Source organism: Micromonospora sp. NPDC049662 (assembly GCF_040675055.1).
GTDB lineage: Bacteria > Actinomycetota > Actinomycetes > Mycobacteriales > Micromonosporaceae > Micromonospora.
This window is the reverse complement of record NZ_JBFAOC010000030.1, coordinates 21,754-46,818: the sequence shown is the minus strand read 5'-3', so window position 1 is coordinate 46,818 and position 25,065 is coordinate 21,754. Positions and strand designations below refer to the sequence as shown.

The 25,065-nt window shown below is 71.4% G+C and carries 18 protein-coding genes; 6 read left to right on the top strand and 12 right to left on the bottom strand.

Annotated elements, in window-relative coordinates; all coding sequences use genetic code 11:
- The first annotated feature begins 65 nt into the window (after nucleotides 1-65).
- The 5 genes from AB0J36_RS21835 to AB0J36_RS21815 all read left to right on the top strand — a co-directional run bounded on the left by AB0J36_RS21835 (nucleotide 66) and on the right by AB0J36_RS21815 (nucleotide 7,172).
- A complete protein-coding gene (locus tag AB0J36_RS21835; RefSeq protein ID WP_357393396.1) occupies nucleotides 66-926 on the top strand; it encodes a universal stress protein in 861 nt (286 codons plus the stop codon).
- Between the two features lie 67 nt (nucleotides 927-993).
- Nucleotides 994-3,387 (top strand): phosphoketolase family protein, encoded by a 2,394-nt coding sequence (locus AB0J36_RS21830; protein WP_363661049.1) that lies wholly within the window; start codon nucleotides 994-996, stop codon nucleotides 3,385-3,387.
- 11 nt (nucleotides 3,388-3,398) lie between these two features.
- On the top strand, nucleotides 3,399-4,244 hold the full coding sequence (locus tag AB0J36_RS21825; protein ID WP_363661048.1) for a universal stress protein: 846 nt from the start codon (nucleotides 3,399-3,401) through the stop codon (nucleotides 4,242-4,244).
- Between the two features lie 158 nt (nucleotides 4,245-4,402).
- A complete protein-coding gene (locus tag AB0J36_RS21820; protein WP_363661047.1) occupies nucleotides 4,403-5,398 on the top strand; it encodes a nitroreductase in 996 nt (331 codons plus the stop codon).
- A gap of 142 nt (nucleotides 5,399-5,540) precedes the next feature.
- A complete protein-coding gene (locus tag AB0J36_RS21815) occupies nucleotides 5,541-7,172 on the top strand; it encodes a GAF domain-containing sensor histidine kinase (RefSeq protein ID WP_363661060.1) in 1,632 nt (543 codons plus the stop codon).
- Between the two features lie 110 nt (nucleotides 7,173-7,282).
- Here AB0J36_RS21815 and AB0J36_RS21810 read toward each other — a convergent pair whose 3' ends face one another.
- Complete coding sequence (locus AB0J36_RS21810) at nucleotides 7,283-7,921, bottom strand: response regulator transcription factor (protein WP_363661046.1); 639 nt, start codon at nucleotides 7,919-7,921, stop codon at nucleotides 7,283-7,285.
- 193 nt (nucleotides 7,922-8,114) lie between these two features.
- Here AB0J36_RS21810 and AB0J36_RS21805 point away from each other — a divergent pair, with 193 nt between their 5' ends.
- The gene (locus tag AB0J36_RS21805) at nucleotides 8,115-9,089 is read left to right on the top strand and encodes a nitroreductase (RefSeq protein ID WP_357123024.1); all 975 of its coding nucleotides are present in this window, start codon (nucleotides 8,115-8,117) and stop codon (nucleotides 9,087-9,089) included.
- Nucleotides 9,090-9,092: 3 nt separating this feature from the next.
- On the opposite strand, the gene AB0J36_RS21800 is transcribed toward AB0J36_RS21805, so the two are convergent.
- From AB0J36_RS21800 to AB0J36_RS21750, 11 genes are all read right to left on the bottom strand, one after another.
- On the bottom strand, nucleotides 9,093-9,743 hold the full coding sequence (locus AB0J36_RS21800; RefSeq protein ID WP_357123021.1) for a TOPRIM nucleotidyl transferase/hydrolase domain-containing protein: 651 nt from the start codon (nucleotides 9,741-9,743) through the stop codon (nucleotides 9,093-9,095).
- A gap of 165 nt (nucleotides 9,744-9,908) precedes the next feature.
- Entirely contained in the window at nucleotides 9,909-11,945 is a 2,037-nt protein-coding gene (locus tag AB0J36_RS21795; RefSeq protein ID WP_357123018.1) for a beta-galactosidase, read from the bottom strand.
- 74 nt (nucleotides 11,946-12,019) lie between these two features.
- A complete protein-coding gene (locus AB0J36_RS21790) occupies nucleotides 12,020-12,991 on the bottom strand; it encodes an acetylxylan esterase (protein ID WP_357393388.1) in 972 nt (323 codons plus the stop codon).
- Between the two features lie 43 nt (nucleotides 12,992-13,034).
- Nucleotides 13,035-14,180 carry a galactonate dehydratase gene (gene dgoD, locus AB0J36_RS21785; protein WP_357123012.1) on the bottom strand — a complete coding sequence of 382 codons (1,146 nt, stop codon included), beginning with the start codon at nucleotides 14,178-14,180 and terminating at the stop codon, nucleotides 13,035-13,037.
- The gene (locus tag AB0J36_RS21780) at nucleotides 14,177-15,442 is read right to left on the bottom strand and encodes an enolase C-terminal domain-like protein (RefSeq protein WP_357123009.1); all 1,266 of its coding nucleotides are present in this window, start codon (nucleotides 15,440-15,442) and stop codon (nucleotides 14,177-14,179) included. Before AB0J36_RS21780 ends, dgoD begins: the two co-directional genes overlap by 4 nt.
- Before the next feature lie 55 nt (nucleotides 15,443-15,497).
- A complete protein-coding gene (locus tag AB0J36_RS21775; protein WP_357393386.1) occupies nucleotides 15,498-17,720 on the bottom strand; it encodes an FAD-dependent oxidoreductase in 2,223 nt (740 codons plus the stop codon).
- A 21-nt stretch (nucleotides 17,721-17,741) separates the two neighbouring features.
- The gene (locus AB0J36_RS21770; RefSeq protein WP_357123003.1) at nucleotides 17,742-18,581 is read right to left on the bottom strand and encodes a carbohydrate ABC transporter permease; all 840 of its coding nucleotides are present in this window, start codon (nucleotides 18,579-18,581) and stop codon (nucleotides 17,742-17,744) included.
- Nucleotides 18,578-19,525, bottom strand: coding sequence for a sugar ABC transporter permease (locus AB0J36_RS21765; protein ID WP_357123000.1), 948 nt, complete (start codon nucleotides 19,523-19,525; stop codon nucleotides 18,578-18,580). The genes AB0J36_RS21770 and AB0J36_RS21765 overlap by 4 nt, the downstream gene beginning before the upstream one ends.
- Nucleotides 19,526-19,531: 6 nt before the next feature.
- Nucleotides 19,532-20,842, bottom strand: a complete 1,311-nt coding sequence (locus tag AB0J36_RS21760; RefSeq protein ID WP_357171318.1) for an extracellular solute-binding protein — start codon at nucleotides 20,840-20,842, stop codon at nucleotides 19,532-19,534.
- Complete coding sequence (locus tag AB0J36_RS21755; RefSeq protein ID WP_357393384.1) at nucleotides 20,839-21,735, bottom strand: NAD(P)-dependent oxidoreductase; 897 nt, start codon at nucleotides 21,733-21,735, stop codon at nucleotides 20,839-20,841. The genes AB0J36_RS21760 and AB0J36_RS21755 overlap by 4 nt, the downstream gene beginning before the upstream one ends.
- A complete protein-coding gene (locus tag AB0J36_RS21750; RefSeq protein ID WP_357393382.1) occupies nucleotides 21,732-24,935 on the bottom strand; it encodes a sugar-binding protein in 3,204 nt (1,067 codons plus the stop codon). The genes AB0J36_RS21755 and AB0J36_RS21750 overlap by 4 nt, the downstream gene beginning before the upstream one ends.
- Between the last annotated feature and the right edge of the window lie 130 nt (nucleotides 24,936-25,065).

Sequence of the window (25,065 nt, the reverse complement as noted above, 5' to 3'; positions counted from 1 at the left end):
CCGACTACCCTCGGTACGGGGACAGCGTGGTCGTGCCGGGCGCGACGCCCGGGAGGTGGTATCGGATGGCGGCATCGGCCGACGCGGAGGTGCTGGTCGGCCTCGGCTCGGACGGTGACCTACCGGTCGTGGAGCAGGCCGCCCACGAGGCCGCCGGCCACGGGCGGCCCCTGCACCTGGTGCACACCTTCGACTGGCACGCCGCCTTCGCGGCGGACACCGTGGCCGCGCCCCGCGACGCCGCCGAGAGTCTGATCACCCGGGCCGCCCAGCTCGCCCACCAGGTCGAACCAGGCCTGACCGTGCGCGCCGAGATCGTCGAGAGCGCCATGCTGCCCACCCTCATCCGCCGGTCCGAGACGGCCTTCCTGCTGGCCGTCGGGGACAGCGGAATGGCCGGCAGCGGTCAGTGCGTACCGGCCGACACGCCCGCCGTGCAGTTGGCGGCGCGGGCCAACTGCCCACTGCTGGTGGTCCGCCGCGAACCGCCGCCGCAGGGACCGGTCCTGGCCGGAGTGGACGGCTCGCCCAGCTCGCACCTCGCCCTGCGGTGGGCCGTGGAGTGCGCCGCCCGACGCGGCGCGCGCCTCGTGGCCCTGCGGGTGGTGGAGAGCGACGAGGACACCGACGCGGTCACCGAGCAGCTCGGCGAGGCGCTGGCCCGGCACGCCGGCCGGCACACCGCAGTGCCCACCGAGTGCCGGGTCGTCCGCGGCGACCCCGCGCAGGTGCTCATCGACACGTCCCGGTCGGCCCAGATGGCGCTGGTCGCCGCCCGGGGTGACGAACCGGGACGCGCCATGCTCGGCGCGGTCGCCCAGTCCCTGCTCTACCACTCCCCCGCCCCGGTCGTCGTCGTACGCGGCCTCGCCGAGGTGCCGCTGACCGGGCCCGACGCCCACCCGAGGAGGGACCAACGACCCTGACCAACCACGTCCGCAGCGGCGAGGCTGGACGGCGAACACCCACCCCCTACCCGCGAGAGGCAGCATCATGGACACCGCTCTCGACGCGCAGCGCGCACTCACCGACGACGAGCTGCGCCGGCTGGACGCCTACTGGCGGGCCGCGAACTACCTCACCGTCGGGCAGATCTACCTGCTGGGCAACCCCCTGCTGCGCGAGCCGCTGACCCCCGACGACATCAAGCCCCGGCTGCTCGGGCACTGGGGCACCAGCCCCGGGCTCAACCTGATCTACGCCCACCTCAACCGGGTGATCGTCGCCCGCGACCTGAACGCCATGCTGGTCACCGGCCCCGGGCACGGCGGCCCGGCCATCGTGGCCAACACGTGGCTGGAGGGCACCTGGTCCGAGCGCTACCACGACGTCGCACGCGACGAGACCGGCATGGCCCGGCTGTTCCGCCAGTTCTCCTTCCCCGGCGGCATCCCCAGCCACGTCGCGGCGGACGTGCCAGGTTCGATCCACGAGGGCGGCGAGCTGGGGTACGCCCTGAGCCACGCCTACGGCGCCGCGTTCGACCACCCGGATCTCGTGGTCGCCTGCGTGGTGGGCGACGGTGAGGCGGAGACCGGCCCACTGGCCGGCAGTTGGCTCTCCAACGTCTTCCTCAACCCGGCGCGCGACGGCGCGGTGCTGCCCATCCTGCACCTCAACGGCTACAAGATCGCCAACCCGACCGTGCTGGCCCGGATACCCGAGGCGGACCTGCTCGACCTCATGCGGGGCTCGGGTTACGAGCCGTACGTGGTGGCCGGCGACGACCCGAGCATGGTGCACCGCACTCTCGCCGCCACCATGGACCGGGCGCTGGACGAGATCGCCACGATCCAACGCCGGGCCCGCTCCGGCGGCGTCGTCGAGCGTCCCCGCTGGCCGACGATCATCTTGCGGACGCCGAAGGGCTGGACGGGACCGCACGAGGTCGACGGTACGGAGGTGGAGGGCACCTACCGCGCGCACCAGGTGCCGCTGTCCGGCGTACGTGACAACCCGGCGCACCTGGCCGAGCTGGAGCGCTGGCTACGCAGCTACCGACCGGAGGAGCTGTTCGACGCCACCGGAGCGCCGGTCGACGAGCTGCGGACCCTGCCGCCGCGCGGTGACCGGCGGATGAGCGCCAACCCGGTCACCAACGGCGGAGTGGTCCTGCGTGACCTGGCCCTGCCCGACTTCGGCGCGTACGGCGTGGACGTACCCGAGCCGGGTCAGCCGATGGCCGGCGCGACCGGGGTGCTCGGTCCGTGGATCCGCGACGTGATCGCCGCCAACCCGCAGACGTTCCGGCTGTTCGGCCCGGACGAGGTCGCGTCCAACCGGTTGGGCGCCGCCTTCGAGGTGACCGACCGCGCCTGGATGGCCGCCACGGTCCCCGGCGACGACCACCTCTCCCCGGACGGCCGGGTCATGGAGGTGCTGTCCGAGCACCTGTGCCAGGGCTGGCTGGAGGGTTACCTGCTGACCGGCCGGCACGGGGTGTTCACGAGCTACGAGGCGTTCATCCACATCGTCGACTCGATGCTCAACCAGCACGCCAAATGGCTGAAGGTGACCCGGGCCATCCCCTGGCGACAGCCGATCGCCTCGCTGAACTACCTGCTGTCCAGCCACGTCTGGCGGCAGGACCACAACGGCTTCTCCCACCAGGACCCGGGCTTCATCGACCACGTGGTCAACAAGAAGGCCGAGGTGGTCCGCGTCTACCTGCCGCCGGACGCCAACACCCTCCTCGCCACCATGGACCACTGCCTGCGCAGCCGGCACTACATTAACGTGGTCGTGGCCGGCAAGCAGCCGGCGCCCAGCTGGCTCACCGTCGACGAGGCGATCCAGCACGCCCGCCGCGGCCTCGGCATCTGGGAGTGGGCCAGCACCGACGACGACAGCGAGCCGGACGTCGTCCTCGCCTGCTGCGGCGACGTGCCCACCCTGGAGACGCTGGCCGCCGCCGACCTGCTGCGCCAGCACCTGCCGGAGCTGAAGGTCCGCCTGGTCAACGTCGTCGACCTGATGCGCCTGCAACCGGACACCGAACACCCGCACGGCCTGCCCGACAAGGAGTTCGACACCATCTTCACCCCGGACCGACCGGTCATCTTCGCCTACCACGGCTACCCCTGGCTCATCCACCGCCTGACCTACCGCCGGTCCAACCACGAGAACCTGCACGTACGCGGCTACAAGGAGGAGGGCACCACCACCACCCCGTTCGACATGGTGATGCTCAACGACCTGGACCGGTTCCACCTGGTCATCGACGTCATCGACCGGGTGCCGGGGCTGGGCGCGCGCGCCGCGCACCTACGCCAGCGGATGGTCGACGCCCGACAGGCGGCCCGCGACTACACCCGCCGGTACGGCGAGGACGACCCACAGGTCGCCGAGTGGCGGTGGCTCCGCGAGACCGACCCGACCAACCCCTGAAGGAGGACGACGTGCGGGACGCGGAGATTCTGGTCGGCTACGACGGCTCGACCGACGCGTCGGTGGCCCTTGACTGGGCGTTGGCCGAGGCCGAGCGCAGCGGCCAGCCGGTGCGGCTGGCGTACATCTTCGAATGGCTGACCGTGGCCAGTTGGGTCGGTCCGGGCGTGGCGCCCGGCATCTGGCCGGACGACACCGCCCGGCGGCAGGTGGACGACCTGGTCCGCAAGGCCGCCGCGGACGCCGCCACCGTGCATCCCGGCCTGACGGTCACCGGCGAGGTGTACGACGGACCGCCCGCCCTCGTCTTGCAGGAACGCTCCACCGACGCGGGGATGCTGGTGCTCGGCAGCCGGGGCCACGGCGGGTTCGGCGGGCTGCTGGCCGGCTCGACGGCGGTGGCGGTCGCCGCGCACGCCCACTGTCCCGTCGTCATCGTCCGCGACGGCGCGGCCCACGGCCCGGCCGACCCCGTGACGGTCGGGGTGGACGCCTCCGAGCCGTCGCTGGTGGCACTCGGCTTCGCGGCCGAGCGGGCAACCCAACGACGGGTACCGCTGCGCGTGCTGCACGCCTGGACGCCCGGCCCGGGTGGGGCGGCCGGGACGCCCGACGAGCGGGCGGCCGTCGAGGAGGCGGTCGAACCCTGGCGGCGGACGTTCCCCGAGCTGGAGGTCGCGGTCGACCTCGTCGGGGGCAGTCCGGCGGCGACGCTGATCGAGGCGAGCCGGTCGGCCCAGTTGGTGGTGGTCGGCAGCCGGGGACGGGGCGGGCTGGCCGGGATGCTGCTCGGCTCGGTCAGCCAGCAGGTCATCCAGCACGCCGGCTGCCCGGTCGCCGTCGTCCGGGAGCGTTGACGCCCGACCCTCCGGCACACCGCCCAGCAAAGCGCACGATGAAACGGCAACACACCGCGCTAAGGAAGGGCCCCTTTCTAACGCCTGGTGTATAGGAAGGGCACCCTCCTTACAAGTCGAAGGTTGGGCACGATGGTCGAGACGGAAAGGTCGTGACGATGAGTCAGGAAAGTTCGCTGACCACCGCGCTGGCGGAGGCCGCTGCCACCGCCGGCCACGCCCCCTCGGTGCACAACACGCAGCCCTGGCGTTGGCGGGTACTCCCCGACTCGCTGGAACTGCACACGGTCGCCGACCGGCAGCTCGCGGCCGGCGACCCGGAAGGGCGACTGCTGGCGGTCAGCTGCGGCGCCGCCCTGCACCACGCCCGGGTGGCGCTGGCCGCCGAGGGCTGGCGCGCGGTGGTGCGCCGCCTGCCCGACCCGGGCGAGGAGAGCCTGGTGGCCCGTCTGACCGACCTGAGCCGGACCGAGGCCGATCCGGACGCCATGCGCCTCGTGCAGTGCATGTCGGTGCGGCACACCGACCGACGGCCGGTCAGCGACGAGCCGGTGCCCACCGACGCGATGGGGGAGATCACCCGGGCGGTCACCGCCGAGGGCAGCCGCCTGCAGATCCTCGACCGCGACCAGGTGCTGGAGCTGGCCGCCACGGCCGGGCACGCCGGCGCGGTCGAGGCCGAGGACCCGGAGCTGCGCGCCGAGATGGCGTACTGGACGAGCCGCGCCGAGACCGGCACCGGCCTGCCCGCCGACGTGCTCCCCGCGGAGCCGCCACAGACCACCGTGCCGGGCCGCGACTTCGGCCGCCCCGGCAGCCTGCCGATCGGTCCCGGCCACGACCGGATGGCGGTGTACGCGCTGCTGCACGGCGACGAGGACGACCGGGACAGCTGGCTCCGTGCCGGTGAAGCCCTCTCCGCCGCCTGGCTGACCGCGACCCGGCTCGGCGTGTCGGTGGTACCCCTCAGCGCGGTCGTCGAGGTCCCGGGAACCCGGCAGACACTGCGTCAGGTGCTCGCCGGCATCGGCTTCCCGTACCTCGTGCTGCGCCTGGGGATCGCGGACCCGGCGCACGCGGGGCCGCCGCACACCCCGCGACTGGCCAGCGAGCAGGTGGTCGACACCTCGGCGGTGCGCGGCGACCAGGCCTGACGGGTCGATCGTCGCCGCCGGTCGACGCTACGATCGCGCGGTGACCAGCAGCGTCCCGCAGCCTCGCCCGGAAACCCCGGTGACGCCGTCGCTCGGGCTGAGCCCGCTGTCGCGGGTTCGCCTCGACGAACTGCTCCAGGAGATGCTGGACCGGGTCGGCGAGGTGATGACCAGTCGGGAGCGGCTGCGGGCGCTGCTCGACGCGGTCGTCGGCATCGGCACCAACCTGGATCTGCGCACCACCCTGCGGCGCATCGTGCAGGCGGCCTGCGAGCTGGTCGGCGCCCGGTACGGCGCGCTGGGCGTGGTCGGCCCGGACCGGTTGCTGCACGACTTCATCGTGCACGGCATCACGCCCGAGCAGCACGCGCAGATCGGCGACCTGCCGCACGGGCGGGGTGTGCTCGGCCTGCTCATCGACGATCCGCGCCCGCTGCGCATGCCGGACATCACCCAGCACCCGCGCTCCTACGGCTTCCCGGCCAACCACCCGCCCATGCACAGCTTCCTGGGCGTGCCGGTACTCATCCGGGACCAGGTGTTCGGCAACCTCTACCTGGCCGAGAAGCAGGGCGGCGCGCAGTTCACCGAGGACGACGAGGAGATCGTCGTCGCGCTCGCCGCCGCCGCCGGCGTGGCCATCGAGAACGCCCGCCTGTACGCCCTGGCCCACCGGCGGGAACGCTGGCTCGCCGCGACCGCCGAGATCACCACTGTGCTGCTCGGCGAGGTACGCCGCACCGACGCGTTGGCGCTGGTCGCCCGACGGGCCCGGGAGGTCGCCGAGGCGGAGCTGGCGCTGGTGCTGCTGCACGACAGCGAGTCCGCGCAGTTCACCGTGGAGGTCGTCGACGGCGTCGACGAGCAGGCCCGCGCGCTGGTCGGCGCGGTCCTGCCGGCCGCCGACACCAGCTTCGGGGCGGCCGTCGCCGAGGGCCGGCACGACCAGGTGGACGACCTGGCCCACGCCGCGCCGTGGCCGGCGCTGCTGCACACCGGGCCCGCGATCGTCTCGCCGCTGGCCACCGCCGACACTCTGCACGGCGTGCTGATCGTGGCGCACCGGCCCGAGCGCGGCGGCGGCGCCAGCGAAGAGGACGTGGCGCTGCTGGGCAGCTTTGCCGGTCAGGCGGCGCTGGCCATGGAACGGGCGCGTGGTCAGGAGGAGCGCGAGCTGTTGGTGGTCCTGGAGGACCGCGAGCGGATCGCCCGGGACCTGCACGACGTGGTGATCCAGCGGCTCTTCGCCACCGGCCTGCAGTTGCAGAGCGCCGCGCCGATGATGGCCCGCCCCGAGGTCGCCAAGCGGATCAACGCGGCCGTCGACGACCTCGACGACACCATCCGCGACATCCGGCGGACCATCTTCGAGCTGCGGACACCGATGACCGCCGCGCTGCGTACCGAGATCCGCGAGGCGGTCGAGCTGGCCGCCGAATCCCTGGGTTTCAAGCCGCACCTGAAGCTGACCGGCCCGGTGGACAGTGCCGTCCCCGACGCCATCCGCCCGGAGCTGGCCGCCGTGCTGCGCGAGGCGCTGTCCAACACGGTCCGCCACGCGCGGGCCACCCGCGTCGACGTGGCCGTACGCGTCGAGGGCGAGCAGGTGAGCGTGACGGTCACCGACGACGGGGTGGGCTGCGACCCGAGTGCGGCCCGAGGCGGCCTGATCAACCTGCGCGAACGCGCCGACCGCCGCAACGGCGCCTTCACGATCCGCCCCGCCGACCCCCACGGAACCGAGCTGCACTGGTCAGTGCCCCTGCGCGACTGACCGACGCCAGTCCTTCGACCGCGCCGATCTTGCACTTTCGGTGGACGATATGAGGAGCAAGGTCGGGTTTGTCGGCGCAGAAAGTGCAAGATCGCGGGAATGGGGGCGGCTCAGGGAGTCTTGCCGAGCAGGCGGGTGGCCAGGACCGCCGCTTGGGTGCGGCGCTCCAGTCCCAGCTTGGCCAGCACGCTGGACACGTAGTTCTTCACCGTCTTCTCGGCGAGGAACATCCTTCCCGCGATCTCCCGGTTGGTCAGCCCCTCGGCCACGTACTCCAGGATCCGCCGCTCCTGCTCGGTGAGCGACTTCAACTCGCGCGGCTGCTCGACGCCGTTGCGGATGCGGTCCAGCACGCGCCTGGTGATCGCCGGATCGAGCAGGGACTGCCCGGCCGCCACCCGGCGCACCGCGTCGACCAGATCGGTGCCGCGGATCTGCTTGAGCACGTACCCGGCGGCACCCGCCATGATCGCGGCGAACAGCGCCTCGTCGTCCTCGTACGAGGTCAGGATCAGGCCCTTGATGGACGAGTCGACGGCCCGGACGTCGCGGCACACGTCGATGCCGTTGCCGTCGGGCAGCCGGGCGTCGAGGATCGCCACGTCCGGCCGCAGCGCCGGGATGCGACGCGACGCCTCCTGCGCGGAGCCGGACTCACCGACCACCTCGATGTCGCCGCTGCTCTGCAGCAGGTCGGCCAGGCCACGGCGGACGACCTCGTGGTCGTCGAGGAGGAAGACGCGGATCATCCCTCGTTTCTACCCGCGCCGCACGACGGGTGCACGGGCCGAAGGTCCCGAACGGAGGGACCGACCGTCGATGGGGCGGTCGGGCCCGGTGGGTCGGGACGTCCGGCCCTGCTCGCCGCCGCCCGATCGGCGGACCGTGAGGGTGTGCCAGCCGTCGCGGCTCGACGACCGGCCCAGGGAAAGGAGCACCGCCATGGACATCGGCTACACCGCGAACCACCTGCGGACCGCCGCCGACAGCGCGGTCCGGGCGCCGTCGCTGCACAACACGCAGCCGTGGCGGTTCCGGCTGCGTGCCGGCGGGATCGAGGTGCTGGCCGACCCGTCACGTCGGCTGCCGGAGACCGACCCCAGCGGCTGGGGCGTACGGGTCGCCTGCGGCGCGGCCCTGTTCAACCTGCGGATCGCGTTGGCCGTGGCCGGCGTCCCCGCCCGGGTGCGACTGCGTCCGGACCCGGCCGAGCCGGATCTGCTGGCCCGACTGGTGCCGGACCTCCCGCGCCGGCCCAGCCCCACCGAGCAGAGCCTGCACACGGCCATCCCCCGCCGGTTCAGCAACCGGCTGCCGTTCTGGCCGGACCCGGTGCCGTCCGACGCCCGCTGGCGGCTCGGCGACGCGGCCCGCGCCGAGGGGTGCTGGCTGGAGCTACTGGTCGGGGTGAGCGCCGTGAACGCGTTCGGCGAGATCGCCCGTGGCGCGCACCGGGTGCTGGAACGCGACCCGGCGTACCGCGCCGAGCGGGAACAGTGGCTGCGTCACGAGTCCGCGCCGGACGGCGTACCCACCTCGGCCGGCGGCCCGCAGCACGAGCCACAGGATGTGCTGCCGACGCGCGGCTTCGGCGGTCGCGACCGCGCGCCGGGGCGGGACTTCGAACCCGAGCCGCTGGTCGGGGTGCTCGGCTCGGTCGGTAACACCGCCATCGACCAGGTGGTCGCCGGTCAGGCCCTGCAACGGGTGCTGCTCACCGCCGTCGACGCCGGGTTGGGCGTGTCGATGTTGTCCCAGCCGATCGAGGTCCCGACGGCGCGGGAGCAGCTACGCGTGTCGCTGGGGCGGTTCGGCACCCCGCAGATGGTGCTGCGCGTCGGGTACGGCCAGCCGGGCCGACCCACCCCGCGCCGGGAGGTCGACGAGGTGTTGGACCTGCCGGTCGTGCCGGCCTGAGACTCAGTCGGCGAGCAGCCGGTCCAGCGGGCGCGGCACCCGATCCGGGTCGAGCGCCCGCACGAGCGCCTCGGCGTAGCGCGCCTTGCGCCCGCTCATGGTGCCCAGAAAACGACGCAGTTGCCGCTCGATCGACCGGCCACGTTGGGCGGGCTGGTTCTGGAAGACCCGGAACCGGGCCAGATCCCGCTGGTCCGCGATGACCCGCCGCACGCCGTCGCTGCCCAGGGCGCGGATCAGCTCGTCCTCCAGGTCGGTAACGCAGACCCCGAACCCGAGCGCCTCCATCGCCGACCGGTCCAGGGCGGCACCGAAGCCCGCCTGCTCCAGGCCACGGCGGAAGAAGCCCTCCTCGGCCTCGTCGCACAGCCCCCGTACCGCGACGGCGAGGCCCTGCGACCCGAACAGCCGCAGGTACCGGCCGACGCTCATCGCGCCGCCGAGCGGCACCACGCAGACACCCTCACCGGCGAGGTCACGGTGCCGTCGCTCCGCCAGGGCCTCCACCGCGCGCTGGTCGCTGACCCCCTCGACGAGGACGACCGTACGCAGGCCGGCCGCCGACTCCCGGGCGGCTGCGGCGGCCGTCGCGGCATCGGGGCCGCCGGCCGCCCACAGGTGTACGGCGGCTCGGAAGCGGTCCGGCTCAGGCACGGCACCGAGTCTCGCAACGGTTGGTCCACCCCGCCACCGGATTCATGCCGGATTGGCCGGCGTCGAGTGACCCGGGCAGCCCGAACGGGCGGCGTCTGCCGGCTGGTGGCCAGGTCCACGGCCGTACGTTCCGCGACGTCCGGGACGCCGAGGGCCAGGTGACCATCACGTGTCGGCCGAGTCCGGGACCGTGGCGCGGCGCAGGACCGCCACGGCGCGCGGCGCCAGGACGTCGTTCCCGGAACCGAGCCGTTCACCGTCGACGGCGGAGATGTCGAGGGGCTGCCCAGTACGGTTGATCAGGAACCAGTACGGTCCGCGTACGGCCAGTTCGACGCGACCGCGCAGGCCCGGCGGGAGTTCGCTGTCGAGACCGGCCCGCTTCGCCAGGTCGGCCAGGACGACGGTGAGCCCGGCGGGCCGCAGGCGGGTGGAGACGTAGGCGGCGGATCCGGAACCGACGGCCCGACGGGTGATGGCCGGCCGGCCGGTCTGGCCGCCCTGGCCGTACCGGGCCAGGACTTCGGTCGCGGGGTCCGTGAGGTCGATGCGGTCGGTCCACAGGGTGCCCACCGTGCCGTTGTCGAGCTCGACGCTCTGCTCGTCAGGCAGGGGGGCGAACTCCTCGATCCTGATGCCGAGCAGATCGCGCAGGGCTCCCGGGTATCCGCCGAGCCAGACGTGGTCGTGCTCGTCGACGATGCCGGAGAAGTAGGTGGTAACGAGGTGGCCGCCGTCGGCGACGTAGCCGCGTAGCCGGTCGGCGAGCGCTCCGGGCACGACATGCAGCATCGGGGCGACGAGCAGACCGTAGCGATGCAGCGGCGCGTCGACGGGGACCACGTCGGCGCGGATACCGAGTTCGAGAAAGGCCGTGTACCAGTCGAGGGCCTCCTGCCGGTAGCGGAGCCGGTCACTGGGGTGCGCGTCGTGCTCGGCCGTCCACCAGGACTCCCAGTCGAAGACGATGGCCGCGTCGGCCGGCCGGCGCGTGGTGCCGGCCACCTCGGCGAGATCGCGCAGCGTGGCACCGAGATCGGTGACGGCGCGGAAGATGGTGCTGTCGACGCCGGCGTGGGGCAGCATCGCCGAGTGGTACTTCTCCGCGCCCGCCGCGGACTGACGCCATTGGAAGAAGCAGACCGCGTCCGCGCCGTGGGCGACGTGCGTGAGCGAGTCGCGGGCCATCTCGCCGGGCCCCTTGGCGACGTTGATCGGCTGCCAGTTGAGCGCGCTGGTGGAGTGCTCCATGAGATACCACGGCCGCCCGCCGGCCAGGTTCGAGGTGAGGTTGGCGGAGAACGACAGTTCGTCGTGCGCCTGCGGGCCCGGCGTCGTGTAGTGGTCGTTGGCGACGAAGTCGACCTCGGCGGCCCAGTCGGCGTAGTTGAGCGCCTTGGACCAGCCCATGACCATGAAGTTGGTGGTGACGGGTACGTCCGGGGTCACTTCGTACAGCACGGACCGTTCGGCGCGCAGGTGGTCCTTGAGCGCGTCGGAGGAGAACCGTTTGAAGTCCAGTTGCTGCGTCGGGTTGAGGTGCGTGGTCGCCCGCCGTGGTGGCAGGATCTGCGCCCAGTCGCCGTACTGCTGCGACCAGAACGTGGTCGCCCAGGCCCGGTTGAGGGCGTCCAGGCTGCCGTACCGGCGGCGCAGCCAGTCCCGGAACGCGGTCGCGGCGTCGTCGGAGTAGTCGTAGGCGTTGTCACCGCCCAGTTCGTTGTTGACATGCCAAGCGGTCAGCGCCGGGTGGTCGCGGTACCGCTCGGCGAGTGCGCGGGTCAGGCGGAGCGCATGCAGTCGGAAGATCGGCGAGGTCGGCCGCCAGTGCTGCCGGGCGCCGGGCCAGATGGTGCGGCCGTCTCCGTCGACGGGCAGGATCTCCGGGTGCGTCGTGGTCAGCCAGGGCGGCGGGGACGCGGTCGCGGTGGCCAGGTCGACGGCGATGCCGTGGGCGTGCAGCAGGTCCATGACGTCGTCGAGCCACCCGAAGTCCCACACGTCCACCTGCGGCTGGATCCGGGCCCAGGAGAAGATCCCCAAGGAGACGATGTTCACGCCGGCCACCTGCATGGCCCGGACGTCCGCGTCCCAGATGTGGCGTGGCCACTGCTCGGGGTTGTAGTCGGCGCCGAACGCGAGGCGGCTCCGGGACGGGTCCGATGGCCAGCGCAACCATCGATGATTGTGCTGCGGCTGCATGCCGGCTCCTCTTCCGCGGTGCTGTTGTTGATGGTGACGTGGGTCCGGTCGCCGCCGGGTCGGCTGTGCCCCGCTCACCCGGTGAGCGGCTTGGCGGCGAACCTCAGCTTTTCGACCTCGTGGAAGGCCTGGCCCCCTTCGTGCCCGTTGAACGGGTAGACGCGGATCTCCTTCGGTCCGGCGTAGTGGTTGTACGAGGCGTACACGGTCGACGGCGGGCAGGCCGCGTCCATCAGCCCGACGGAGTACAGCGCCGAGGCGCTGGCCCGCTTGGCGTGGTTGACCGTGTCGAAGTACGAGAGCGTCCGCATCACCTGGTCGCGTTGGTCCCGGCGGACCTTGAGATAGCCGGTGATCTCGGCGTACGGCGAGGCGTCGGTGATGGTCAGCGCACGGGGGAAGTCGGCCAGGAACGGGACGTCGGGCATGGCGGCCACCAGACCCGAGACGAGGCCGGCCACGGCGGTGGCGATTCCACCGCCCTGGCTGGTCCCGGCGACGGCCACTCTGCTCGGATCCACCTCGGGCAGTTCCCGCACGGCGTCGATGGCCCGGACCCCGTCGGTGAAGACCCGGCGGTAGTAGTAGGTCTCCGGACTGGCGATGCCTCGGGTGGTGAAGCCCGCGATCGCGGGGTCACCAACGGGGTCCGGATCGGGTGTGTCCCCCCTGGGGCCCTTGGCGCCCTGACCTCGGGTGTCCATGATGAAGTGGGCATATCCGGCCATGGCCCACAGCGGTCGTTCGTGTGGCAGGCCGCGGCCACCGCCGTATCCGACGTACTCCACCACGACGGGCAGTGCACCGGTGCGGGTGACGGGCAGGTGCAGCCATGCCTTGACCGGGTTGCCGTCGTAGCCGGCGAAGGTGACGTCAAGGGTGTCGATCAGCGCGAGGCCGTTGTCGACCGGCGTAGCGGTGAGATCGAGAGAATGGGCGCGCGCGTCCTGGAGCGTCGCGGTCCAGAAGCTGTCGAAGTCTTCCGGCTCCGCGATCGCGGGCCGGTAGCTGCGTAGACGGTCTTCGGGCATGTCGAACTGTGCCATGGCATCTCCACGGTTGCTGGGTGGTCGGAAGTCGAGTGGGTCGTCACCACTCGGTGAACGCGCCGTCCGGGCCGCGCCAGACGGGGGAACGAAAGCGGTGGCCTCGTGCCGCCGCCGCGCGCACCGCCTTCTCGTCGACGTCGATGCCGAGGCCGGGCGCGCCGAGACGCTCCACGTGCCCGTCCCGCAACCGCAGGACGTCGGCGTCGACGAGATAGTTCAGGCCGTCCTGGCCGTTGTTGTAGTGGATGCCCAGGGCCTGTTCCTGGATGAGGAAGTTGGGGATGGCCAGGTCGATCTGCAGGCAGGCGGCCAGGGCGATGGGGCCGAGCGGACAGTGCGGGGCCAGGACGGCGTCGTACATCTCGGCGACCGCGGCGATGCGCCGGACCTCGGAGATGCCCCCGGCGTGCGAGAGGTCGGGTTGGACGACGGCCACGCCGGCGTCCAGGACGTCCCGGAACTCGCGCCGGGTGTAGAGCCGCTCGCCGGTGGCGATCGGCAGTGCGGTCGCCGTGACGATCCGGGCGATGTCGCTGGAGTACTCGGGCCGCAGCGGTTCCTCGACGAACAGCGGCACGTACGGCTCCAGCAGTGGCAGGAGGCGACGGCTGGCGGCGATCGAGGCCCGGCCGTGCAGGTCGATGGCCACGTCGTGGTCGGAGCCGATCGCGTCGCGGACCTTGGCCAGGAGATCGACGACGGATCTCAGGCCCGCGGGTGTGTCCAGGAACGCCATCGGGCCCGGCGGTGCGATCTTGACGGCGGTGTATCCGGTCGCGATCGCCGCCGCGGCGTTCTCGGCGACCTGTTCGGCGGTCTCGCCGTACGCCCAGCCGTACATCCGGACGCGGTCGCGTACCGGCCCGCCGAGCAGTTCGTGGACCGGTGCCCCGCGAACCTTGCCGGCGATGTCCCACAGCGCCTGGTCGATGCCGGCGACGGCGCTGGACAGTACGGGGCCGCCGCGGTAGAAGCCACCGCGGGTGAGGACCTGCCAGTGGTCTTCGATGCGCATCGGATCGCTGCCGATGAGCAGGTCGGACAGCTCACCGATGGCGGCCTGGACGGTCTCGGCGCGGCCTTCCACGACCGGTTCGCCCCAGCCGACGACACCGTCATCGGTGGTGATCTTCAGAAAGAGCCAGCGGGGCGCGACGAGGAAGGTCTCCAGACGGTCGATTTTCACGGGGCCACGATCCCGCCGTCGAGGTGCCGTACCTGGGCCGACCACCGTTCGTGGAGGTGCTCCACGGGCGGGTACTTGGCCGCCTCCGCCTCGTCGAGGTCGATTCCCCAGCCGGGTGCGTCCGACGGATAGAGGAAACCGTTGCGGGGTGCGAGCGTGCCCGGGAACACCGCGTGGACGTCGGGTGCGTACTCGTGGCCCTCCTGGACGACGAACGCGGCGCTGGTCACGTCGAGCGCGACGTTCGCCGCCGCGCCGATCGGGGACACGTCGGCCGGCGCGTGCCAGGCGGTGCCGACGCCGTGGAGTTCGCACAGGGCGACGAGTTTGCGCGCCGGGCTCAGGCCGCCGATCGAGGAGAGGTGCAGGCGCAGCAGATCGACGCCGCCACCCGTCACGAGCCGGGCCGCGTCGGCCACCGACGCCACCTGTTCCCCGACCGCGATGGGCATGGGCGCGGCCGCGCGGACCTCGCCCAGCCGGTCGTAGAACTCCGGCGCGATCGGATCCTCCAGGAAGAACAACCGGTACTCCTCGAGCTGGCGGGCAAGTCCGACAGCCTGCTTGACGGTCAGCCGGGAGTGGACGTCGTGCATCAGGTGCGGCTCGGGCCCGAGGGCCGCGCGGGCCTGCGCGAACAGGTCCGGTGTGTCGCGCAGGTAGCGGTGCACGTCCCACCCGCCGGGGTGCGGTGTCCCGGGGTACTCGCCGGGCGTGGCCGGGGCGCCGTAGGTGCCGACACCGGGGCTGCCGACCTGGAGCCGGACGTGCCGGTAGCCCCGGTCGAGCAGGGCGCGGGCCTGCTCCAGGGTGGCGTCGACGGTGGCCCCGCCGGCGTGCAGGTACGTGTCGGCCGCCGCGCGGACCCGCCCGCCGAGCAACTCGTAGACGGGCATGCCGGCCCGTTTGCCGGCGATGTCCCACAGCGCCTGGTCGACGCCGGACAGGGCGTTGTTGGTGACCGGGCCGCTGCGCCAGTACGACGAGAAGTGGACCATGCGGAAGATGTCCTCGATGTCGGCCGGATGGCGGCCGACGAGCAGCGGCGCGACATGACGGTCGACGGTGGCGGCGACCGCGTGGAACCGCTGGGTGAACGTCGCGCAGCCGAGCCCGTACAGGCCGGGATCGTTGGTGTCGACCCGGACGACGACGAGCGGCACGCCCTCCGGGGCGGTGACGATCGACCGGACGCCGGTGATGCGTAGCCGGTCTCGGCCGGGCCAGGGTGCCTGCGTCTCCGGCATGGGGTTGAGGGGCACGAACGTGGTCTCCTGTTCGAGGATCGTTGCGTGGATGGACGGCGTCGGCGGACCGTCAGGCGTAGGCCCGCACGGCGATCAGCTGGGCCGAACCGGTGCCGTTGGTGGCGGTGACGACAACCCTGATCCGGTCGGTCACGATCGGGGCCGCGAGACTGTGCGTGCGGCGCCGCTGCCGGTTGTCGGCCACCGACACGAGCGGCTGCCAACCGGTCCCGGCGGCGCGGGCCTCGATCCGGTAGTCGCGCACGAGCGTCGGCATGAGCGTGAACGGCATCCGGTGGTGGGGCAGGTTGATCAGGTCCTCGTTGACGTCGTCGTTGGCGATGACCTCGACCCGGCTCACCGTCACCGGCTCCGCCCAGGTCAGTTGCAACCACGGCGCACCGTCCGTGGCGAGGGGCCGCGACATCCACAGGTGCGGTCCCGCGAAGGGGCGCAGGTACCCGTCGACCACCTTGTCGGCGGAGTAGGCCGCCGTCGGACCGGTGCGCAGGCAGAAGGTCCGCCGGCGCAGGGCCGCGCTCTTCCACTCGAGCACCGGCTGCCGCTCGTCCCGGTCCGTCTTCGGCGGGACGTGGGACAGGGACAGGACGCCGGGGACGGTCGTGTCCGCGACGTGCAGGGTCACGGCGGGGTTGGCCCGTACCCGCAGGAAGGCGTTGCGCGCGGTGGGCGGCGTCCACTGCAGCGGGAGGCGGACCCATTGCCGGACGCCCGCGGCGACCGGGACCCGCGCGGTGTCGACAAGCGTTCCCGGTACGTAGTTCTGGCCGGGGCCGGGATCGTAGAGGTCCACCACGAGCGTCGTGGCCTCGGCCGCGTCGACGAGGAGTTCCAGCCCTACCAGGGCGGGATCGACCGGCAGCACGATGCCGGCGTCGGCGGTCAGCGGCCACTGGGCACCCGGTCCGGCCATGTCGATCCGGTCCAGCGTCGAGGACGCCGTCACCAGCGCCGTGCGGGCCTGATCGGTGGGGTCGGCCGCGGCCACGCCGATGAGCGACGCGTCGGAGCGCAACAGGATCTGCTGGAGGTGACCCGCGTCGAGTTCGCGTGGGACCACCTTTCCGTCGAGACACAGGGCGGCGGCGGTTCCCGCCGCCTGGCCCAGCGTCGCGCAGGTGGCCATCACCCGGGTCGACCCGAACGCGATGTGGCTGGCCGACACGTTGCGTCCGGCGAACAGCAGGTTCGTGGTGTTCACCGAGTACAGGCACCGGTAGGGGATGGGGTAGACGCCGTCCGGGTGCAGGTGTTTGGAGGCGGCCTCCGTCGCGTACATGCCCTGCGGGGGATGCATGTCGATGGACCAACCGCCGAAGGCGATCTGGTCGGGGAACTCCTTCTGGCCCATGATGTCGTGCTGGGTCAGCACGTAGTCGCCGATGAACCTGCGGTACTCCCGCTTGCCGGGGACGGCCCCGACCCATTCCAGGGTCATCGTGTCCGCGTCGAACCGGCCCGAGTTCTTGATGTGGTCCCAGATGCCGTAGATGACCGACCACAGCTCGTCCCGGATGACGTCGTTGTCGTGGACGGTGTCCAGCTCCCCGCCGTACTCGATCCACCAGTACGCGGTGCCGTTGTCACCGGCCCGGATGATGCGTCGCTGCGGGATGCTGGTCTGCGTGATGTCCTTGGCGAACGACGGCGCCACGTAGGTGACCGGCTCACCGGCGTCCTTGGTGTAGAAGAGCAGGGTGCTGCCGAGGGTGATGTCGTCGGCCTCGGCGGGCGCCCAGGGTTCGCCGTACTCGCCGCTGGCCTCGCGGCCGATGCGGTACTCGGCGCCGGCCAGGTGTCCGACCAGTCCGTCGCCGGTGCAGTCGAGGAAGATCGGCGACGAGAAGTGGATGAGCCGTTCCGAGCCCATCATCCATCCGGTGACGGTGTGGATCTGCCGCGCCTCGGGCGGCCCGTCCGCCTCGACGTCGCGGACGTCGGTGTTGAGATACAGCGAGATGTTCGGTTCCGCCCGTACGGCGTCGAGCACGACCGTGTCCCACACGTACGGGTTGCCCTGCGGGTTGCGGTACTGGTTCTCCACGAACAGCTCACCCATGATCCCGCCTTCGCGGGCGTAGTGGTTGTCGCCGTGGCTCGTGGCACCGACCACCCAGACCCGCACCTCGCTGCTGGAGTTGCCGCCCAGCACCGGCCGGTTGTTGATCAGCGCGACCGTCCGGCCGAGGCGGGCGGCGGCGATGGCTGCGCACACACCCGCCAGACCACCGCCCACCACGGTGATGTCGTGTCCGGCGTGTTCAACACGCATGGTGATGAGCCTCCGTCGGTGTCACTTGAGCCCCGTGCGGCTCAGTGCGGACAGGAACTGGCGCTGGAACACGAGGAACACGATGATCATCGGTACGACCGAGGAGGTGGCCGCGGCCATCGACAGCCCACCGGCGAGGCCGCCGTCGCCGTCGACGAAACGGGTCAGGCCGACGGGGAGCGTGTAGTTCTCGTCGGTGGAGAGCATGATCAGCGGCGTCTCGTAGCTGTTCCACGACCAGACGAAGCCGAGAATCGCCAGTGCGGCGAGGACGGGCTTCGCCATCGGCAGGTAGATGCGCCAGTAGATCGACCACTCGCCGGCGCCGTCGATGCGTGCGGCCTCGGCCAGTTCCCCGGGTACGGCGGAGAAGTGCTGGCGCATCAGGAAGGTGCCGAAGACGGTGAACATGCTCGGCAGGATCAGCGCCCACAGGGTGTCGTACAGGCCGACGGCCTGGAAGAACATGAACCGGGGCACGAGCAGCAACTGGGTCGGCACGATCGAGGTCGCGATGTAGAGCAGGAAGAGGCGGTCGCGACCCTTGAACCGCATGCGGGCGAAGGCGTACCCGGCCAGGGAGGACGTGAACAGCTCGCCGGCGACGGCGACGGTCGCCACGATCAGGGAGTTGGCGAAGTAACGCAGCAGGGGTGGGTCGCCGGCCCACACGTCCGCGTAGTTGACCCACCGAACCGGGTCGGGAATCCACGTCACCGGAAGCGTGAACACGTCGATGTTGCGTTTGAGCGAAGCCGAGATCATCCACAACAGCGGGAGGGCGAAGAGCACGGCGATCGCCCACATGACGACGCTCAGCAACCAGGTGCGCAGGGTCCGGTCAGTACGGCTGCGGGTCATGTGTAGAGCCCCCGTCCCTTCTGGAACCGCCACAGCACCAGCGTCAGCAGCAGTACCGCGGCGAACGTGACGACGCCGATCGCTGCGGCGTAGCCGAACTTGTAGGCCTGGAATCCGGACTGGTACATGTAGTAGGCGAGCACGGTGGTGGACTCCCCCGGGCCGCCGCCGGTCAGGAAGGCGATCAACCCGAACCCCTGTGACGTGCCGATGAACGACGTGATCGCCAGGAAGACGGTGGTCGGCATGAGGCTCGGCCACGTGATGGTGCGGAACCGACGCCACGCGCCGGCGCCGTCGATCATCGCCGCCTCGTGCAGGTCCTGGGGCAGCTCCTGGAGAGCGGCCAGGTAGATCACCGCTTGGTAGCCCATGCCGGCCCACACCTGGATGAGCACGAGCGCCGGCAGAGCCCAGTCCTCGGACACCAGCCAGGTCGGCGGCTCGGACAGACCCAGGAACCGCAGGGCCTGGTTGAGCAGCCCGGCGCTGGGGTTGAGCACGAGCAGCCAGACCATACCGATGGCGACCGTGTTGACCATGCTGGGTACGAAGAACACGACCCGCAGCGCGGCCCGGCCGACCAGCGGTCGGTTGAGGGCCAGCGCGAGCAGCAGGCCGAACGCGATCGACAGCGGAACGCCGAGGCCGGCGAAGAACACCGTGCGGCCCAGGGCTTTCCAGAACTTGGGGTCGGCGAACAGCTCCGTGAAGTTGTCCAGGCCCACCCACTCGATCCCGCCCAGGCCGGACAGCACGTTCCAACGCGTGAACGCGATGCCCAGCCCGGCCAGCATCGGACCGAGGGTGAAGGCGATCAGTCCGATGAGATTGGGAGCGATGAACAACCACGGCAACCAGGAACGGACCCCGGCGGGCCGGCGCTTCTTCTCCCGTACGACGGGCGGTACCGGTGACCGGGCCGACCCAACCAGAGTCTGCATGTGTCTCTAGGCCGCCTTTTTGATCGCGGCGTCGCACTGTTCCCTGGCGGTCCGGGCCCACTGGTCGATGCTGATGTTCCCGAGCAGGACCCGCTGGTTGAGCCCGTTCATGATCGTGGAGATCTCCGCGTGCGCCGTCTGGATGGCGTCCACGGGAATCCGCGCGTCCGAGGTCAGCAGGTTGGTGACCAGCGACTGCTCGTCGAACAGCTTCGCGGCGTCGGGTCCGCCCAGATCGGCGGCCAGTTTGGCGGTGTCGCCCCCGGGCAGCGACGGGAGCCGGCCGCCGGGCACCATGTGTGCCGCGCCTTCGCCGAGCCAGAACTGCAGGAGCGTGAAGGCGGCGTCCTGGTGCTTGGACTTCTTGGTGATGGCCACGTTGTCGCCGTAGGCACCGGTGTTCCAGAACTGCGCGCCCTTCTGCGGCGCCGGCATCGGCAGCAGAACGGTCTTGAAGTCGTGCGGATACTCCTTGGTGTCCTTGATATAGCGCAGGACGAACGGCTGGGAGATCCACATCGCGACCTTCCCCGTGAGGAACGGGGTCTGGGCGAACGCGTCCCACTTCTGCGCGACGATCTCGGTCATCGGGACGGCGGACTTCTCGGCCATCATGTCCAGCCGGAGCTGGAAGTTCTCCCGGAACGCCGGGTGGTCGAAATTGGACTCGCGGCCACCGGGCTTGTAGGTGAAGTCCGGGCCGAGCTGCTGGCGGGCAAGGTCCGGCGGGATGAGACACCCGTACACGCCGTTGCCGGAGAGCTGCTTCGCGATCGCCCGGAAGTCGGCGGTCGTCCAGTCCGCCGGGACGGTGACGCCGGCCCTGTCGAGCAGGCTCTTGTTCGCCAGCACCGTCTCCACGCTGCGGCTGGCCGGAGCGGAGTACGCCTTACCGTCGAAGAAGTAGTTGCTGGCCGGATTCGCGCCGGGGGCGAAGGCCTTCAACACCGGGTCACCGGAGAGCCGGTCGGTGAGGTCGGTGAGCAGACCCGCCTCGACGCGCTTGGCCAGGGCCGAGCGCGCGTACGACACGACCACGTCGATGTCGAGACCGCCCTGCAGCGCGGTGTCGAGCTTGAGGTTGCCCTGATCGTCGTTGACGAAACGGGTGTACTTGACCTTGATGTTCGGGTGCTTCGCGGTGAACGCGGCGAACAGGGCGTCGGGGCCGTTCTCCGCAGGCACCCCGCCCCAGACGTTGAGGGTCACCGTGCCGGCGTCACCGGAGTCGTCCTTGCCGCAGGCCGCGAGGAGGGCGGCGGAACCCAGTCCGGCCGCGCCGGCGAGCAGGCGCCGGCGGCTGATCGTACGTGTCATGGCGTCACTTCCTGAGCTGAGAATGGTGACTGTCCGGGTGGGGACAGTGGATAGCGGTGCTCGGGGGTGAAGCCGAGCAGCCGCGCGGCTCGGCCGGTGTCGATGGCGACGCTCCGGCCGGTCAGTCGCGTCCGCCGGGGCACCCCCGGTAGGTGTTCGTCCAGCAGCGCCTCCGTATCGGTGGCGCTCAGGGTGTCCGGCGCGGCGACGAACACCGCGTGGAATCCGGTCACGGGGGCGGTGAGGGCCAACAGGCCGGCGCGGGCGGCGTCGCGGGTGTCCAGGTACGCCCACAGTTCGTTGGCCCCCCACGACGGGTGTTCGACGTAGTTGCGGGCGTACTTCTCGAACTGATCGCCGGGACCGCCGAGCAGCGGCAGGCGCAGGGCGACGACGGCCATCCCGTGCCGGCGGGCCATCATGGCGCCGATCGCCTCGTCGGTCTGCTTCGACAGCGCGTACGGGTCGGCCACCTGCAGCGGCAGATCCTCGTCGATGGGCAGGTAGGCCGGTGTCTGCGGGTGCGGCGACCAGGGCAGACCGGTCACCGACAGGCTGCTGGCGATGACGGCCCGGCGGACGCCCCGCTGAGCCGCCTCCTCCAGCACGGTGAACGTCGCCTGGGTGTTGGTGGTGAACACCTCGTGCGGTGTGCCCAGGGTGGGCGCGGGGATGGCCGCGCAGTGGAAGACGGCGTCGACCTCCGCGAGGGCGTCGCGTACCACGATCGGGTCCCCGGCGGATCCGGTCACCATCCGGCCCGCCCGGGTGTCGCCCGGGTCGTGCAGGTCGAGACCGGTGGTGGGGATGAGTCGGTCGGCGAGCAGCGTCAGGGCCGCCCGGCCCAACCGTCCGGCCGCACCGGTGACCAGGACCCGCCGGGGCCCGCTCACGGCGCCATCACCTGCACCGGCCGGAACTCCGCGGTGTTCTTGGCCAGGACGATGCCGCCGCCCCACTGGATCCAGCCGGCCCGGCCGATGCCGTCGTCGTCATCGTTGACCACGAAGGACAGGGCGACCGGTGCGGTGGGCGGACCGCTGAGCCCGAGTGCGGACCAGGGCACCGACACGCGGTAGGAGGTGGTGGTCCCGTTCCGGACGATCGCCGCCGTCGCGCCCGGCGTCGCCCCGGCCACGCCGCCGGCTGGCGGCGTGAAGGTGTACACGGCCGGACCGGTGCCCAGCAGCGCCGCGCCGATCTCGACGCGGGCGGTCGACCGCCCCGGAAGGTCGGGGCTGACCGCCAGTTGGATGGAGTCGCCGTCCCACATGCTGCCGGCCGTCTTCGTCTGGGCGTGGACGTTGTCGGTCACGTCGGCCGTCAACCAGAGGGCGTCCGCGGTGCGGGTGAGCTTGACGGTGCCCGACAGGTCCGACGTGCCGCCGTAGGGAACCCGCCGGTAATCGACCGCGCCGTCGGCCGCCAGATTCACGGGTACGACCGTGTTCTGTCCGTCGGCCTCGATCGGGTTGAAGCCGACGGTCCCACCGGCCCGGAACGCGCCCAACTGTGTCGTGTCGACGCGTACCGACATGTCGTAGGACTTCCACGGGACGATCCCCGCGACCGGTATGTCGACCGAGGTGACCGAGTTCGGCGGTACCGGGGCGACGCCGGTGACCGTGCCGCTCTGCGTCCCCACCGTCCACGCGATCTGTGCGACGTCCAGGGCCGTCGCCGACTTGTTGTTGGTGATCTTCACCCGCAGCGACCCGCCGAGCGGCCCGACCGACGTCACGATCGGATCGACGGTCGCCACGACCGGATCGGTGATCATCGCGTCGTCGCGCAGCACCATCGACGCCGATCCGCCGGACCCGGCCCGCACGTGTACCGTTCGCGGACCCTTCACCGTGCTGCCGGGAACGGTGACGGTCTTCGTCCCCACCTGCCCGGCCGGCGCGTACACCGGGTAGGTGCTGTCCTCGATCTGGAAGTTGGTCCACGTGCCTCCACCACCGTGGGTCCGGTCCACCTTCAGCGTCACCGGGATGTCGTCGCCGACCGCGACCGTGTCCGGAACCGAGACGGAGTAGACCTTCGGGTTGCTCACCGCGAGGGCCGTCGGCTTGCCCTTGGTGAAGACCGGGTGCTCGGTCAGGTCCAGCGTCACCTTGCCCTGTAGGGGTTCCAGGGTGTTCGACCGGCCGTAGGCGTTGGTGACCGTGACGGGGGTGGTGGTGCTCAGCTCCACCTGCGTCGGTGTGGTCGCCCACATCACCCGGACCGGCGTCTTGCCGGCCCCGCCGGCGAACTCGTACGAGTAGACACCCGAGCCCAGGTTGTCGGCGGCACGGAAGTCCAGGCCGGCGAGCTGGCGGATCAGCACCGACTGCGTGACCAGCGCCGGCTTCGGGGCGTAGGCGTTCATCCCGAGGTACCCGGGACGGCGCATCACGCCGAAGTTGTACTCCTGGTTCGACGCGGTCGTGCCGTCGTTGAGGAAGTCGTACCAGTAGTAGCGGCTGGCCCCGTTCGCCACGGCCAGGCTCGCCGTGCGGACCAGGTAGTCGCCCTGCTGCAGTTCGGTGACGCCACCGTTGGTGTGGGTCGGGTATCCGTTCTCGGTGATGTCGATCGGCATGTCGCGACCGTTGTTGTAGCGGCGGATCAGGTCCTTGAACGTCGGGATCAGGGTCACGCCGCGGACCTCCGGCGGGGCCGGGAAGCCGTAGAGGTGCGCGCTGAAGCGGTCCATGTACTGCAGGCCGCCGATCTGGAACAGCTCCTCCCACCACGCGGGTCCGCCGCCGGCCGGCGCGACGACCTCGGCCTGCGGGTGGTCGGCCTTCACCTTGGCGTAGGTCGCCTGCAACAGAGGCAGGTAGCACTGCGGGGTACGACCGCACAGGCCGTTGTTGAAGCCCCCGTCGAACTCGTTGTACACCTCGACCTTGTTGGTACCGGAGAGGGTGAGCATCGCCGAGGCGTAGGCGGCGAAGGCCGCGTGGCCCTCCGGCGTGCTCGGCGTCTTCCCGCCGTCGTAGAGCGGATTGGCGAACGCCGCGACCAGCAGCGGCTCCATGCCGTTGGCGGCCAGCCCGTTGAGGAACGGGGCGCCGTAGGTGGGCATGGTGTAGGTGCCGGCGGTCTTCTCCACGTGCTGCCAGGACAGGGCGTCGCGGACGTGGGTGTAACCGACCTTCGCCATCGTGGGAATGAGACTGGCCGGGTCGCTCTGCGAGAAGTGGGTCCCGACTCCCCATGGCGCCCCGGGCCTGCGGGCGTCGGCGGGAAGCGCGTCCAGCAGCGCCACCGGTGTGTACCGGGTGACCGGGAGTCCGCCCACCTCGGCCGTGACGCCGAGGGTGTAGTAGCCGGGCTTGACCGTGGCGAGGTTGACCGTCGCGGCGCCACCGGACACCGCGGCCGTGCCGCTGGCCGCCGGCACCCCCTGCTCGTCGGCGACCGACCAGCTCACGCTGGCCGCGCTGGAGGTCACCGGGATGGTCCGCGGCTCGGATCCGCTGAAGACCAGGTTCGTCGCGGTGATGCGCACCGCCTCGGCGGTGCTGAAGCTGACCGAGACGTCGGAGACGCACAGGTCGGTGGCCGACCGCCCGAGCCGGCTGTCCCACGAGGCGATGCGGAAGTCGGCGCCGGACGGCAGATCGCCCTTGAACTCGGCGTCGGGCAACTGGAAGACGTAGGAACGCCAGACGTTCCCGCCGGTCAGCGGGACGGCGTCGCCGGCCCGGTTCTGCCCCGTGCCGTCGTACTGGATCGTGAAGTGTCCGGGGCCGGCGTCGAAGTAGCTGACCTTGACGAACGCGTACCCGGTGGTGGCCGGCTGTCGGGCGGCGTCGACCCGGAAGTACAGGAAGTCATTGGTGATCGGCGTCTGCGTGGTGGTCCAGCAGGGGCGACCGCCCCGCTCGGTGGCCGCCGCGGAGATCTGGCCGGAGGCGTCGCCGGGATTGCCGGCCATGCCGTTCCACTGTGGAGGCGCCGAGAGCACCGCGGAGGCCGCGGCGGCGTCGGCGAACGCTGGCGGCGCGACGCCGATCATGGGTAGACCGATGAGAACGGCCAGTCCGGCCGCGACGTGCGTGCGCCACCTGTGGCGGCGCACGTTCGAGGGTCGTGTCAAGTTCGTCACCTCTCGGCTCAGCCACGGTCCGCTCGTTGGCGAATCGTCGTCCCGTGACTTGGGCGCGTGGGGGGCGCCCCCGCGCCCCCCCGGTGGGAGGGATTTTGGGCGGTAACGGCCATTGGGGCAA